The sequence below is a fragment of the Streptomyces sp. B93 genome (genome assembly GCF_018070565.1).
Lineage (GTDB): Bacteria > Actinomycetota > Actinomycetes > Streptomycetales > Streptomycetaceae > Streptomyces.
This window is the reverse complement of record NZ_JAGPXL010000021.1, coordinates 21,475-34,947: the sequence shown is the minus strand read 5'-3', so window position 1 is coordinate 34,947 and position 13,473 is coordinate 21,475. Positions and strand designations below refer to the sequence as shown.

Sequence of the window (13,473 nt, the reverse complement as noted above, 5' to 3'; positions counted from 1 at the left end):
TTCGGTGATGTGGAGATGGGGGCGGCCCTTTCGGTGAGGGCCGCCCCCGTCGACGTATGGCGATGCTTTGTGGCGGCGCCGTATGACGGTGCCGTATCCGGCGCCGTATGTGGGTGCTCTCAGCCCGCGAGGAGCTGCTTGACCACCGCGGCGACCCGGCCGCCCTCGGCCTGGCCCGCCACCTTCGGGTTGACGATCTTCATCACGGCGCCCATGGCCCGCGGCCCCTCCGCCCCCGCGGCCTTCGCCTCCGCGACGGCCTGGGCGACGATCTCCCGCAGCTCCTCGTCGGACAGCTGTTTGGGCAGGTACGCGGCGAGCACCTCACCCTCCGCCCTCTCGCGCTCGGCGCTCTCGGCACGACCACCCTGCGCGAAGGCCTCCGCGGCCTCGCGCCGCTTCTTCGCCTCCTTGGTGATCACCTTGAGGACCTCGTCGTCGGACAGCTCGCGCTTCTCCTTGCCGGCGACCTCCTCCTTGGTGATCGCGGCGAGCGTCAGCCGCAGCGTCGAGGAGCGCAGCTCGTCGCGCTCCTTGATCGCCGCGTTGAGGTCTTCGTGAAGCTTCGACTTGAGCGTGGTCATGGGGTCGATTGTCGCAGGAGTGGACGGCTGCACGCCCGCTGGTTTTCCGGGCACGACCGGAGGACGGCCGGGCGCGACACCGGGACGCCGTCTGACACGATGGATGCATGCGCGCGCGATACGGAGTTCCCCTGGGCATCACGGCGGTAGCGGCCGCCGGTCTCCTCTACTCCGCGGGATTCGAAGCCCGCTCCTTCCGCCTCCGCCGGGTCACCATCCCGGTCCTGCCCTCGGGTATGCGCCCACTGCGCATCCTGCACGTCTCCGACATCCACATGGTCAGCGGCCAGCGCAAGAAGCAGCGCTGGCTGCGCTCACTGGCCGGACTGCGCCCCGACTTCGTGATCAACACGGGCGACAACCTGTCCGACCCGGAGGGCGTCCCCGAGGTGCTGGACGCGCTCGGCCCCCTGATGGACTTCCCGGGCGCCTACGTCTTCGGCTCCAACGACTACTACGGCCCCACCCTGCGCAATCCCGGCCGCTACCTGGTCGAGAAGGTCCAGGGCCGCCACGGTCTCAACGGCAACGCGCCCGCCGTAGGGGTGGTCCACAACCCCTGGGAGGACCTGCGGGACGGTTTCGACTCGGCGGGCTGGCTGAACCTGACGAACACCCGCGGCACGCTGAAGATCGACGGGGTGTCGGTCGAGCTGACCGGCCTGGACGACCCGCACGTCAAGCGGGACCGGTACGCGGAGGTGGCCGGGGGCCCGTCGGGCTCCTCGGACTTCTCGATGGGCGTGGTCCACGCCCCGTACCTGCGCGCCCTGGACGCCTTCGCGGCCGACGGCTACCCGCTGATCCTCGCCGGTCACACCCATGGCGGCCAGCTCTGCATCCCCTTCTACGGCGCCCTCGTCACCAACTGCGATCTGGACACGGACCGGGTGAAGGGCCTGTCGACGCACACCGCGGAGGACCGTACGTCGTACCTCTACGTCTCAGCGGGCTGCGGCACGAGCCGCTACACACCGGTGCGGTTCGCTTGTCCGCCGGAGGCGACGTTGATGACGTTGGTGGGGAAGGAGTAGGGGGACTCGCGGGGCGGTTGTCTGTCTGCGCGGGGGCGGTTGTCAGCGCGGGGGCGGAGCCGAGCGACGGTCCAGGGGAACGCGAGACGGTCCAGGGGAACGCGAGACGGTCCAGGGGAACGCGAGACGGTCCAGGGGAACGCGAGACGGTCCAGGGGAAGGGGAGACGGTCCAGGGGAAGGGGAGACGGTCCAGGGGAAGGGGAGACGGTCCAGGGGAAGGGGAGACGGCCCAGGGGAAGGGGAGACGACCCAGGGGAAGGGGAGACGACGGGCCGGGGCAAGGGAAGACGGGTCGGCGTGCCGGATTCCACCCACCCGGCCCACCCAAATCGCCCACTGCATCCCACATCCCTACTTTGGGGGCATGACCGCCCCGATACCCAGGGACATCCCGGATCTCCCCGCGATCCCGGGCATACCCGCACTGCCGCCCTCCTCGGTGCCCGCGTCCGCGGTGGTGACACCGGTACGACGCCCCCTGACGGCCGGGTTCCGCCTCCTGACCGCCCTGGCGGCAGCAGCCGCGGTGACCCTGGCCCTGCTGGACGGCGCCCCGCTCCCCACCCTGAGCCTCTTCTCGGTCCAGGCCACCATCCTGCTGGCCCTGACCCTCCTGCCCTCGGCCCGCCGAGCCTGGACGGCACGCCGCCCGTTGCCGTCCGCCCTGACCGGCGCGATCCTCCTCTACGTCACGGTCGGCGCCCTGGTCCACCACGTACTGCTGACCGACCCGTCGACGCCCTACGCCGACACCACACCCCTGGCGGCACCGACGTCCTGGCAGACGACCCTCGCCGCCCACCTCCTCCACACCGCCATCCCGATCGCGGCCCTCCTGGACTGGCTCCTCCTCACCGCGCCGGGCCGCCTCCACCTGCGCCAGGCCAGCACCTGGCTCCTCTACCCCCTGGCCTACCTGGCCTTCACCCTCACGCGGGGCGAACTACTCGACCCCGGCACCGCGGGCCGCTACCTCTACCCCTTCCTCGACGTCGGGGCCCACGGCTACAAGAGCACCCTCGGCAACGCCCTCCTCCTGGGCCTCTCCTGCTACGCCCTCGCCGTCCTCCTCGTCACCCTCGACCACCTTCGCCCGAACCCGATCCGCCACCGCTCCAAAACCGGATTTCGTCTCCAGCCACCGGTGGGCTAAAGTAAACGTCGTCGCCGCGACAGCAGCGACGATCGGGGTGTAGCGCAGCTTGGCAGCGCGCTTCGTTCGGGACGAAGAGGTCGTGGGTTCAAATCCCGCCACCCCGACAGTGAAACACCAGGTCCGCGCAACCTACTAACGTGAGTAGGTTGCGCGGACCTGTTTCGTGTGCGTGTCTATCTGCGTGACTACCGGCCCGGAGCGCGCTAGAGGATGCCGTACATGACCACCGCGCCGGTCTGTTCTCGGGCCTGATCCGCTTCGGTAGACCTCCTCGGTCACCACTGTCCTTTGCTCGTCAGTCCAGCCAGACGAGCATGGCGTCGTCTGCCGTGGCGGCAGCCTCGAAGAACTGTGTGAGGCCGTCGTACCAAGGACGCCCCCACTCCAGGGAGCCGGGATCACTCCAGCCGAGCGGGTACACCTCGGCGCGGGTCAGTTCGGCGGGGTCCACGCCACTGGTGAACTGGGAATAGCCGGTGCCCCGCAGAGCTTCCGCCGCGAGCCGGACCCGGTCAGGCCGCAGGTATCTCGGCGGCCCGTAACCCCAGTCCTCGTCCTCGGCGAACGGCTCCTCCCCGTGAATCACATTCACGGGGAACTCGGCGCGCGCCAGCAGGAAGCGGAGCATGTCCCAGGTCTTGTACGTGCTGAAGTGACGCGCCTCGGTCGGCGCAGGCTCTGTCTCTTCCTCGGCATCCTGGACCTTTTCGACCAAGTCCAGAGCCCAGTCGGGGTCGCGGATCGCTCGATCAAGCTCAGCAGCCGTGACACGCAGGTACTCACCGATCATGCTCATGGGCGGACACTAGGCCAGGCCACTGACAACGGTGAGGGCCGTCGCCTGTCAGGGCCCCGGCATACCGGCGCGTGGTTCGACTTCGAACCCCTCTAGGTCCGTGTACGTCGCTCGCAGCAACGACTCAGGGTGGAGATGCGCATCATCGCGTGAGCCGTCCGACGAGGCTGTCGCGCGGCCGACGTCACAGGCACAGCTCCGCCCAGACCGTCTTGCCCTCCGAGGGGTGTGGGGTCGTTCCCCAGTGTGTGGCGAGGACGTCCACCAGGAGCAGTCCTCGGCCTGACTCGTCTTCCGGGTGTGGTGGGGTCGGGGCCGGGGGCAGGTCGGGTGGGGGCGCGGCGTCCGTGACCTCGATGCGTACGTGGTTCGCCGCTTCGTCGGCGGTGATGCGGAGGCCGAAGTCCCGGCCGGGGACGCGGCCGTGCTGCACGGCGTTCGCCGCCAGTTCGCCGACCACGAGGGCCACGCCGCATGCGATGTCTGATGCGGGCGGGTGGCCCCGTTCCTGCATCCATCGGACGGCCTGGCGGCGGGCCAGCTGTGCGCCTCGCGGGGTGGCGGGGAAATGTGCGGTGAGCACTCGGGTGTCCATCAGCACGCTCTGTACGGCCCTTTCGGTCGGGGTGAGGTGTTCCGTGGCGTACACAGTTCATTACGTTCCGTACTCAAGAGTCGGCCGATCGCCCTACGCTCGACAGGTGACACAGCCTTACTTTTCACGCCGTAAGGAACGGAAGTGATGCCTTGGCCAACGGAATTGACCCCAGCGCGTCGATGGCCGCCCTCTTCGGAGCACGGGTGCGCAGGCTCCGAACGGCGGCGGGACTGACCCAGGCCGAGCTGGGTGCCCTCACACATGTGGTGGGTACGCGGATCACCCAGATCGAGCGGGCGTCCGGAGCGAAGCCGACGCTGGCGCTCGCGCGTGCGCTGGACGTGGCCCTCGGTGCGGATGAGCTGCTGGTGGAGCTGTGGCCGTACGTCTACCGGGAGGCGTTTCCGGACTGGTCGCGGAAGTTCATGGAGTACTCGGAAGGGGCGGTGGCCGTCCGGCAGTACGCGGCTCATGTGGTGCCCGGACTGTTGCAGACCGAGGGTTATGCGCGGGCCGTGCTCAGCCTGGATGCCCTGCTGGACAGTGAGGAGCAGTTGGAGGAGCGCGTCGCTGCACGCATGGGGCGGCAGGAACGGCTGCGATCGCCTGATCGGCCTGAGCTGTGCGTGATTCTGGATGAGGCCGTGCTCAGGCGCCCGGTCGGCGGCCATGCCGTGATGCGCCAGCAGCTGGCGCGCCTGCTGCACGCTGCGGCCGAGCGGAACACCACGGTGCAGGTACTGCCGTTCGACCAAGGCGGGCACGAGGCGATGGGCGGGTCGTTGACGATGCTCTCGCTGCCGGGCGGCTCGGAAATGGCCTACACAGAAGGCGCGGACTATGGCCAACTCATCGAAGAGCCGTCCAACGTCGGTCGCTACAAGGTGATTTACGATCGCCTGCGGGCGGCAGCTCTGCCCCCGCTCATGTCAATCGACATGATCCGGTCCGCGATGGAGGGCAACTACCGTGGCGCGTATCTTCCGTCCCGATCTGAGCGGCGCCGCCTGGCGCAAGAGCAGCTACAGCAATCAGGCGGGGGGCGACTGCGTGGAGGTGGCCGACGGGTTTCCGGCCGTCGTCCCGGTGCGTGACAGCAAGGTGCCGGGCGGTCCGGCCGTGTGTTTCGGGGCGGCTTCCTGGGGCTTCTTCATACGGGAGTTGCGCTGCCTGTGACCCAGCGCACAGGGCGTCGGCGATGAGTTGCGGCGAGCGGGGCGGTCAAAACCGGTGACATCGCATCGTCGTAGAAGTGGGAGAGCGCCGTCGTGAGTGACGCTGTGAAGGGGCCTGCCAGTTACTTTCCGGCCATCGAGAAGAAGTACGGGCGGCCCGTTGCCGAGTGGAAGGCGCTCATCCGGGCTTCTCCGCTGGTCAAGCACATGGAGTTGGTGAACTGGCTCAAGGCCGAGCACGGGTTGGGGCACGGGCATGCCAATGCCCTCGTCGCGCACACGCTCGCCGAACGCGGGGGCGCGTGAGGCACGGCCGTCAGGCCGTGTCAGCATCGACGTATGTCGAAGACCGTGCTGCCGCTGCCGAGCGGCTCGTCGAGGGACCTGCCCCGGTGACCCCGCCCGGCGGTCCCGGCGGCGTGACCATCGCGCCGATGGACGCCTCCCACGCCGACCAGGTCCTGGCGATCTACCAGGCCGGGATCGACGAGGGCAACGCCACCTTCGAGACGACCGCCCCGAACTGGGAGGCCTTCGACGCCGCGAAGCTCGGGGCGCATCGCTTCGTCGGCCTCGACGAGCGTGGCGTGGTGCTCGGGTGGGTCGCCGTCAGCCCGGTCTCCGACCGGTGCGCGTACGCCGGTGTCGTCGAGCACTCCGTGTACGTCGATCCCCGCGCCCGGGGGCGTGGAGTCGCCTCCGCGCTGCTGAAGGCGTTGGTCGACTCGACCGAGGCGGCCGGGATCTGGACCATCCAGTCCGGTGTCTTCCCCGAGAACACCGCCAGCCTCGCCCTGCACCAGCGGGTCGGCTTCCGGATCCTCGGCACGCGGGAGCGCATCGGGCGCCATCACGGACGCTGGCGGGATGTCGTCCTCGTGGAGCGGCGTAGTCCTGTCGTCAGTTGACGGGCGGCCCGCACGGCTGGGCAGGCGACCGGCGGCCCGCGCGGCGGCCTCCGCGCGGTTCCGTAGGATGAGACGCGTGACCGGCCGTCTCCCGCTGCGACCTTCGCGACCGCCCCTCGGGCGGGTGCGGGGACTGCTGCTGCTCGCGCTGTTCGCCGGGCTGTTCGGGATGCACGCGCTGGGGCCGGGCGGGGCGGTCGTCGACCGTGCCCAGCACTCCCCGCACAGCGTCGCCGCCGTCGCCCTCCATTCGGATGCCGGTGACGAGTACGTCTGCCATGGTTCGGGCGGTCTCGGTGGGCATGCCCACCACGCCGATCCGACGTGTGCGTCGGGGGCGCTCGGTGCCGGGCCCGTACTGCCCTTGCCGGCCGCCGATGCCGTCGGGGCGGTCACGTCCGTCGACGGCCCTCGTGGTTCCTTCGCCGTCGCCCCCGAGGGCGGCCGTGCTCCGCCCACGCTGGCGGAACTCCAACTCCTGCGGATATAGGACGCCGCCTCCCGGCCGTGTCCCGCCTCAGCTCAGCGAGCGGCGGGCAGGGCCGTCCGGTATGTCCGTCTCCGTGCGCAACGGAGAACATCGCAGAGCATCGCAGGAGTTCACCCATGAGCAACAGCAGTCCTTCCCGTGCGCGCCGTGCCGCGATCGGCTTCGCCGCCGTCGGCTCCGCCCTCGTCCTCGCCGCCTGTGGCAGCGAGGACAGCGGCTCCGGCGCCGCGTCCGGCACCACCGCCTCCGCGAGCGCCTCGGACACCGCGGGCGCCCACAACGACCAGGACGTCGCCTTCGCGCAGGGCATGATCCCGCACCACCAGCAGGCCCTCCAGATGGCGGAGATGGCCGCCACCCGCGCCTCCTCCGCCGAGGTCAAGGACCTCGCCTCCCGCATCCAGCAGGCCCAGGACCCGGAGATCCAGACCATGTCCGGATGGCTGGAGGCCTGGGGCGAGGACGTGCCGTCCGGCATGCCCGGCATGGACCACGGCGGTCACTCCGGCGGCACCGACATGCCCGGGATGATGGGCACCGAGGACATGGACGAGCTGATGGGGGCCTCCGGCGGCGGCTTCGACACCATGTTCCTGACCATGATGGTCGAGCACCACGAGGGCGCCGTCGAGATGGCCCAGACCGAGAAGGACAAGGGGCGGTACGGGCCCGCCAAGAAGCTGGCCGACGACATCATCACCGCCCAGCAGGCCGAGATCGAGGAGATGAACCAGCTCCTCGGCAAGAACTGACCCACCTCACGGCCTTTTCCGGCCGATTGGGTACACCGGGCACCGCGCCGGATTTCCTGGGTACCCGTGGGTCACACCGCACCGTCGGGTACCGGTCCCTCCCCTCGTGGGGACCGGTGCCCGACGGTGCGGGTGGTTTTGGTCCGCTACCGGGTCGGCGCACGGAACGGACCGTCAGTGGAGGGGGGTGGCTCACCTACGGGTTTCGGTCACGATGATCGAATCGCCGTCACCGCGCCGTCACTCGGTGCTACTACCTCCGGATCCTGCCATCCGGTGTCCCGGATGAGGAGGCTCCGGTGTCCGGAAGAGGGCGTCGATGCAGGTCAGGCGTATAGGGTGAGTTTTCCGGTCCGGACGCTCAGACGATATTCAGCTGCGGGGGAGTGAGGGGTGGAGGCCTTGGGTTCCGACGCCGGGGCACGTACGGCCTTCGCGGAGCGTCTCGCGCTGCTCTACAAGGAGGCCGGTGATCCTCCCCTCAAACGGGTCTCCGAGGCCGTCGGCCGGTTGCAGCGGGTGGACGAGCGGGGGCGGCCCGTACGGGTCTCCGCGCAGCGGATCAGCGACTGGCGGCGGGCCCGCAACGTACCGGCGCAGTTCACCGCGCTGGCCGCGGTGCTCCACGTACTGATCCCCGACGCGCGGCGGCTGCGGCCCACCCCCGTCTCCCCCGGGCTCTACGACCTCGGGCAGTGGCAGCGGCTGTGGGAGACCGCGGTCGGGGTGCCGGTCACCGCCGACGACCGGTCCGGGGAGGGGGACGGTCAGGGGCGCGAGGAGCGGGATGCCCCCGCCGTGCCCGGCGGGGTGTGTCCCTACCGCGGGCTCGCCTCCTACCGGCCGGAGGACGCCCGGTGGTTCTTCGGGCGGGCGCGCAGCACCGACGCGCTCGTACGGCAGCTGCGGGCGGCCGAGGGCACCGGTGGGCTGGTGATGCTGGTGGGGGCGTCCGGCGCCGGGAAGTCCTCCCTCCTCAACGCCGGGCTCGTGCCCGCGCTCCGGAGCGGGGTGCTGGACGGGGACGGGGGCGGGGATGGGAACGGCGGGCGGGAGGTCGTCCAGCTCGTCCCGGGAGGTGATCCGCTGAAGGAGCTGACCCGCCGAATACCCGGGCTCGCGGACCTCCTCGACCGCACGGACGGGGCGGACCGCGCGGGAGGTTCGGAGGGCGCAGAGGGCCCGGAGGGCGCAGAGGGCTCGGTGTGCGCCGAGCGGGCCCGGGAGGCCGTCACCGCGGAGTTCGACCGGCGCGCCCGCGAAGCCGCCGCCCGCGCCGAGACCGACGGCGACGCCCCTGCCGCCTCAGGCGGCCCCCCTGCGGCCCCGGGCGCCCCCGCCGCTCCCGGCGCGCATGGGGCCCCCAGCACCACCGCTACCCCGGGCACAAGCGCGACCCCCAGCACCGTGACCCCCAGCACCACCGCCACCCCTGACGCCCCCAGCATCCCTGACGCCCCCAGCACCCCCCTTCGTCCCGGCACCCCCCACCGTCCCCCCGTCCTCATCATCGACCAGTTCGAAGAGACGTTCACCCTCTGCCCCGACGAAGCCGAACGCCGCGCCTTCATCCGCCTGCTGCACGCCGTGAGCACACCGGCCGAGGGCGGCGGCACCGCCCCCGCCCTCGTCGTCCTCGGAATCCGCGCCGACTTCTACGAGCGCTGCCTGGACTACCCCGAGCTGGCCGACGCGTTGCAGCACCGGCACATGGTGCTCGGGCCGCTGACCACCACCGAGCTGCGGGAGGCGGTGACCGGCCCGGCGAAGGCGGTGGGGCTGGAGCTGGAGCCGGGGCTCGCCGAGCTGATCCTGCGGGAGGTCAGCGCCGACGGTCCGCGCGGGGCGCACGACGCCGGTGTGCTGCCGTTGCTGTCGCACGCGCTGCTGGCGACCTGGCAGCGGCGCAAGGCGGGGCGGCTGACGCTGGCCGGTTACCGGGCGGCGGGCGGCATCCAGGGTGCCGTCGCGGCGACCGCCGAGCGGGCCTGGTCCAGCCTGGACCCGGCGGCCCGCACCGCCGCGCGGCTGCTGTTGCTGCGGCTGGTCAGGCTGGGTGAGGACACCCAGGCCACCCGGAGAAGGGGCACCCGGCGGCAGCTGGCGGCGGAGTCGGCGGACCCGGGCAAGACGGAGGAGTCGCTGGAGGCGCTGGTGCGGGCGCGGCTGGTGACGCTGGACGCGGAGACGGTGGAGATCACCCATGAGGCGCTGCTGCACGCCTGGCCGCGGTTGCGGGAGTGGATCGACGAGGACCGCGGCGGCCATCTGCTGCGGCAGCGCCTCGAGGAGGACGGCCGGGCCTGGGAGGAGAGCGGCCGGGACAGCGCGCTGCTGTACCGGGGGTCGCGGCTCGACCAGGCGCATGACTGGTCGCGGTCCGCGGGGGACACGTTCCTGACGCGCAGCGCGGTGGAGTTCCTGGCCGCGTCGGTGCGGCTGCGGCGGCGGACGACGATCGTCAGCCGGGCGGCGGTGGCGGCGCTGGTGGCGCTGTCGGCGATCGCGGTGTGGGCGGCGGTGATCGCCTGGCAGGAGCGGGACGACGCGGTGTTCGAGCAGGTGGTCGCGGAGGCGGACCGGGTGCAGGACTCCGATCCGTCGCTGTCGGCGCAGATCGACCTGGTGGCGCACCGGTTGCGGCCGGACGACGCGGGGACCCGCAACCGGCTGGTCTCGATCGTGAACGCGCCGCTGGCCACGCCGCTGCTCGGGCACACCGGCGCCGTCTACCTGACGTCGTTCAGCCCGGACGGGAAGGTCCTGGCGACGGCGAGCTACGACCGTACCGTCCGGCTGTGGGACGTGTCCGACCCGAGCCGCCCGCGTGCCCTGGGGGAGCCGCTGCGCGGGCACGGCAGCTGGGTGAGCACGGCCGTGTTCAGCCCGGACGGCCGCACCCTGGCCAGCGCCTCCGACGACGGCACGATCCGGCTGTGGGACGTACGGGATCCCGCGCGGCCCCGGCCGGTGGGGGCGCCGCTGGCCGGGCACGAAGGGACGGTGTACCTGCTGGCGTTCAGCCCGGACGGCCGCACCCTGGCCTCCGCGAGCGAGGACCGGACGGTCGGCCTGTGGGACGTCACCGACCCCGCGGAGGCCGGGCCGCTGGGCGAGCCGCTCATCGGGCACACCGCCGCCGTACGGTCGGTGGCGTTCGGCCCCGGCGGCCGGACGCTGGTGGCGGGCGGCGACGACGGGACCCTGCGGCTGTGGGACGTACGCCGGCCGCGGAGTCCGCGGGCGCTGCCCGAGCCGCCCGACGGGCACATGGACACGGTGCACTCGGTGGCGTTCAGCCCGGACGGCCGCACCCTGGCCAGCGGCGGCTCCGATGACACCGTACGGCTGTGGGACATCGGCGACCCGGAGGAGCTGCGGCCCCTGGGGGCGCCGCTGACCGGGCACACCGGTGCCATCTGGTCGGTCGACTTCAGCCCGGACGGCCAGATGCTCGCCGCGGCCAGCGCGGACAGCACGGCGTCGCTGTGGAACGTGAGCGATCCGGCGTACCCCTCGCAGGTCGGTGAGCCGCTGGCGGGCAGCAGCGGCGAGATGTACGCGCTCGGCTTCAGCCCGGACGGGCGGACCCTGGCCACCGGCAGCGGCGACAGCAAGGTCCGGCTGTGGTCGATACCGACCGCGGACATGATCGGCCGCAGCGGGGTGTTCCGGCCGGACGGGCAGGTGCTCGCCACGGCCGCGCGGGACGGGCGCATCCGGCTGTGGGACGTACGGAAGCCCGCCCGGCCCAAGCCGCTGAGCAAGCCCTTCATGGAGGGGGACGGCGGTTGGCGGAACCTCGCGTACTCCCCCGACGGCCGTGTCCTCGCCGTGCTGTTCGCCAATCGAGCCGTGCAGCTGTGGAACGTCTCCGATCCGGCCGAGCCGGTCCCCTACGGGGCACCGGTCGCCCTCCAGACCCGGTTCGCGGGCCCGGACGCGCTGGCGTTCAGTCCCGACGGGCGCACCCTGGCGACCCCGCGGACCGATCGCACCATCCAGCTGTGGAACGTCACCGACCCGGCCCGGCCGCGCCCCCTCGGCACACCGCTGACCGGGCACAAGGGGTATGTGAACGCGCTGGTCTTCAGCCCGGACGGGCGCACCCTCGTCAGTGGCAGCTCGGACCACACCGTACGGCTGTGGGATGTCGGCGATCCCCGGGACGCGCGCCCGCGCGGCGCTCCGCTCCGGGGGCACGGGGGTCCCGTCAACGCGCTCGCGTTCGCGCCGGACGGGCGCACCCTGGCCAGCGGCGGCAACGACAACACCGTACGGCTGTGGGACATCGACACGCCCGAGGCGGTCGCCACGCTCACGGGGCACACCGAGGCGCTGGTGTCGCTGAGCTTCAGCGAGGACGGGCACACCCTGGCCAGCGGCAGCAACGACAACACCGTACGGCTGTGGGACGTCGCCCGACCGGCCGACGCCGCGCCCATCGGGCACTCGATGAGCCCCAACTCCCGCACCGGCAACTTCCTCTCCTTCAGCCCCAGGACGAACATGCTGGGCGTCTCCAGCGGCACCGACACGGTCCGGCTGTGGAACCTCGACGTCGACGACGCCATCGGCCGTATCTGCGCCACGACACGGGGCGTGCTCACCGAGGAGAAGTGGCAGGAGTACCTGCCCCGCCTCTCGTACGACCCGCCGTGCGGCCGGTGACGCATCCGGGACTCCCGCACCGCACCCGGCCTTGTTAGTCTTGGCCCCAGCCCGATCGCTGGTGTATCCCCCGTCGCCAGCGATCGGGCCTTTTGGTGCCCGGCCGCCGCGACGCCCTTATGGTGATCTTGAAGGTGACCGTCCGAGGGACCGGGAGCGCCCGTGCCAGAGGCCTACGACGACCAGGAACCCGTCCGTCCCCTCGCCATCCGCGACAACCGCCGCCACCAGTGGGAGAAGGACCGGGCGCGGCAGCCGGAGGCCCAGCGCCGACGGACCGGGGTCACCGAGCGCGACACCGGCCTCGGCTCCGAGGAACTCGTCTTCCACGCCAGCTACCGGGAGACCGGCGCGGACCCCGGACTCGCCCGCCTGTTCGGCGTACCGGAGGGCACCGCCCTGCTGGAGCGCGTCTACCGCACCCGGTGCGCCAACGGGCGGACGCCCTTCGGCCTCAGCGCCTCCTACCTCCCGCGCGAGCTGATCGCCGCCAACCCCGCCCTCCTCGACGAGGCCAACGAGCCCTGGCCCGGCGGCACCCACCACCAGCTGCGCACCGTCGGCGTCGAGGTGGACCGCGTCGAGGAGCGCCTCACCGCCCGGCCACCGACCGCCGGGGAGCGCCGGGAGCTGGAGCTGCCCCCGGGTGCGCCGGTGATCGTGCTGCACAAGATCTCGTACGACGTGCGGGGGCGGGTCGTGGAGGTCACCCGGGTGAGGCTGCCCGGTGACCGCACGGAACTGCGGTTCACCACGCCGTTGGAGCGGTGGTGACGGCCGCGGCGGCGGGGTGTTTCAGCGGCGGGCGAGCCAGTGCGCGAGCGTGCGGAGCGTGGTCTCGTCGAGGCGCTCGGCCAGGGTCTGTACGGCGGTCAGGTCGTCCGCGGTGAGGTCGTGGTGCCCGGCCCTGGTCAGCCCGGCCAGGAGGACCTGGCGGCGGCGGTCGTCCAGCCGCTCGGTGAGTGCGGTGGGCCCGGCGGCGGGGCGGGGGGCCGGGAGTGCGGTCGCCGGGGGTGCGGTCGCCGGGAATGTCTCTGCCGTGGACGCGGGGGCGAGGTCGTGGCGCTGCCAGTCGGTGCCGTCGTGGTCGTCCGGGCCCCACAGGGCGGCGGTGAGGTCGTCGCCACGCGCGCGTACCGTCCGGGTCATCTCGCCGAGGGCGTGCAGCACCGGGGCTCGGTAAGGGGATTCGGCGCCCGTGTGCCAGGTGCCGGTGGCCGGTTGGTGGACCATCAGGACCCAGCGAGGCGTGCCTTGTGGCCGCGGGCTGTCCAGGGCTGTCCGCACGGCGCCCACCTCCTCGGGAA

The 13,473-nt window shown here is 71.9% G+C and carries 14 protein-coding genes and 1 tRNA gene; 11 read left to right on the top strand and 4 right to left on the bottom strand.

What is annotated here, in order from left to right:
• Positions 1 to 119: 119 nt before the first annotated feature.
• Positions 120 to 584, bottom strand: a complete 465-nt coding sequence (locus KBY47_RS20945; RefSeq protein ID WP_210922864.1) for a GatB/YqeY domain-containing protein — start codon at positions 582 to 584, stop codon at positions 120 to 122.
• Positions 585 to 691: 107 nt separating this feature from the next.
• Here KBY47_RS20945 and KBY47_RS20940 point away from each other — a divergent pair, with 107 nt between their 5' ends.
• The 3 genes from KBY47_RS20940 to KBY47_RS20930 all read left to right on the top strand — a co-directional run bounded on the left by KBY47_RS20940 (position 692) and on the right by KBY47_RS20930 (position 2,880).
• Complete coding sequence (locus tag KBY47_RS20940; protein WP_210922861.1) at positions 692 to 1,618, top strand: metallophosphoesterase; 927 nt, start codon at positions 692 to 694, stop codon at positions 1,616 to 1,618.
• 366 nt (positions 1,619 to 1,984) lie between these two features.
• A complete protein-coding gene (locus tag KBY47_RS20935; protein WP_210922859.1) occupies positions 1,985 to 2,773 on the top strand; it encodes a Pr6Pr family membrane protein in 789 nt (262 codons plus the stop codon).
• A gap of 33 nt (positions 2,774 to 2,806) precedes the next feature.
• Positions 2,807 to 2,880 (top strand) — tRNA-Pro (locus KBY47_RS20930).
• Between the two features lie 191 nt (positions 2,881 to 3,071).
• On the opposite strand, the gene KBY47_RS20925 is transcribed toward KBY47_RS20930, so the two are convergent.
• Both KBY47_RS20925 and KBY47_RS20920 read right to left on the bottom strand, forming a co-directional pair.
• Positions 3,072 to 3,572: a YfbM family protein gene (locus tag KBY47_RS20925; RefSeq protein ID WP_210922857.1), complete on the bottom strand. Its 501-nt coding sequence runs from the start codon at positions 3,570 to 3,572 to the stop codon at positions 3,072 to 3,074.
• A 184-nt stretch (positions 3,573 to 3,756) separates the two neighbouring features.
• On the bottom strand, positions 3,757 to 4,167 hold the full coding sequence (locus KBY47_RS20920; protein WP_210922855.1) for an ATP-binding protein: 411 nt from the start codon (positions 4,165 to 4,167) through the stop codon (positions 3,757 to 3,759).
• A gap of 182 nt (positions 4,168 to 4,349) precedes the next feature.
• Here KBY47_RS20920 and KBY47_RS20915 point away from each other — a divergent pair, with 182 nt between their 5' ends.
• The 8 genes from KBY47_RS20915 (at position 4,350) to KBY47_RS20885 (ending at position 12,940) form a co-directional block, all read left to right on the top strand.
• The gene (locus KBY47_RS20915; protein WP_210923009.1) at positions 4,350 to 5,264 is read left to right on the top strand and encodes a helix-turn-helix transcriptional regulator; all 915 of its coding nucleotides are present in this window, start codon (positions 4,350 to 4,352) and stop codon (positions 5,262 to 5,264) included.
• A complete protein-coding gene (locus KBY47_RS36635) occupies positions 5,221 to 5,346 on the top strand; it encodes a DUF397 domain-containing protein (protein ID WP_308405223.1) in 126 nt (41 codons plus the stop codon). The genes KBY47_RS20915 and KBY47_RS36635 overlap by 44 nt, the downstream gene beginning before the upstream one ends.
• A gap of 92 nt (positions 5,347 to 5,438) precedes the next feature.
• The gene (locus KBY47_RS20910; RefSeq protein WP_210922853.1) at positions 5,439 to 5,651 is read left to right on the top strand and encodes a DUF4287 domain-containing protein; all 213 of its coding nucleotides are present in this window, start codon (positions 5,439 to 5,441) and stop codon (positions 5,649 to 5,651) included.
• A gap of 128 nt (positions 5,652 to 5,779) precedes the next feature.
• The gene (locus tag KBY47_RS20905) at positions 5,780 to 6,253 is read left to right on the top strand and encodes a GNAT family N-acetyltransferase (RefSeq protein ID WP_210923007.1); all 474 of its coding nucleotides are present in this window, start codon (positions 5,780 to 5,782) and stop codon (positions 6,251 to 6,253) included.
• 76 nt (positions 6,254 to 6,329) lie between these two features.
• Positions 6,330 to 6,743 (top strand): DUF6153 family protein, encoded by a 414-nt coding sequence (locus tag KBY47_RS20900; RefSeq protein ID WP_308405222.1) that lies wholly within the window; start codon positions 6,330 to 6,332, stop codon positions 6,741 to 6,743.
• A 116-nt stretch (positions 6,744 to 6,859) separates the two neighbouring features.
• Positions 6,860 to 7,495 (top strand): DUF305 domain-containing protein, encoded by a 636-nt coding sequence (locus tag KBY47_RS20895; protein ID WP_210922851.1) that lies wholly within the window; start codon positions 6,860 to 6,862, stop codon positions 7,493 to 7,495.
• 393 nt (positions 7,496 to 7,888) lie between these two features.
• The gene (locus KBY47_RS20890; protein ID WP_308405221.1) at positions 7,889 to 12,166 is read left to right on the top strand and encodes a hypothetical protein; all 4,278 of its coding nucleotides are present in this window, start codon (positions 7,889 to 7,891) and stop codon (positions 12,164 to 12,166) included.
• 162 nt (positions 12,167 to 12,328) lie between these two features.
• Complete coding sequence (locus KBY47_RS20885) at positions 12,329 to 12,940, top strand: GntR family transcriptional regulator (RefSeq protein WP_210922848.1); 612 nt, start codon at positions 12,329 to 12,331, stop codon at positions 12,938 to 12,940.
• Between the two features lie 21 nt (positions 12,941 to 12,961).
• Here KBY47_RS20885 and KBY47_RS20880 read toward each other — a convergent pair whose 3' ends face one another.
• The gene (locus tag KBY47_RS20880) at positions 12,962 to 13,399 is read right to left on the bottom strand and encodes a hypothetical protein (protein WP_247694998.1); all 438 of its coding nucleotides are present in this window, start codon (positions 13,397 to 13,399) and stop codon (positions 12,962 to 12,964) included.
• Positions 13,400 to 13,473 lie beyond the last annotated feature (74 nt).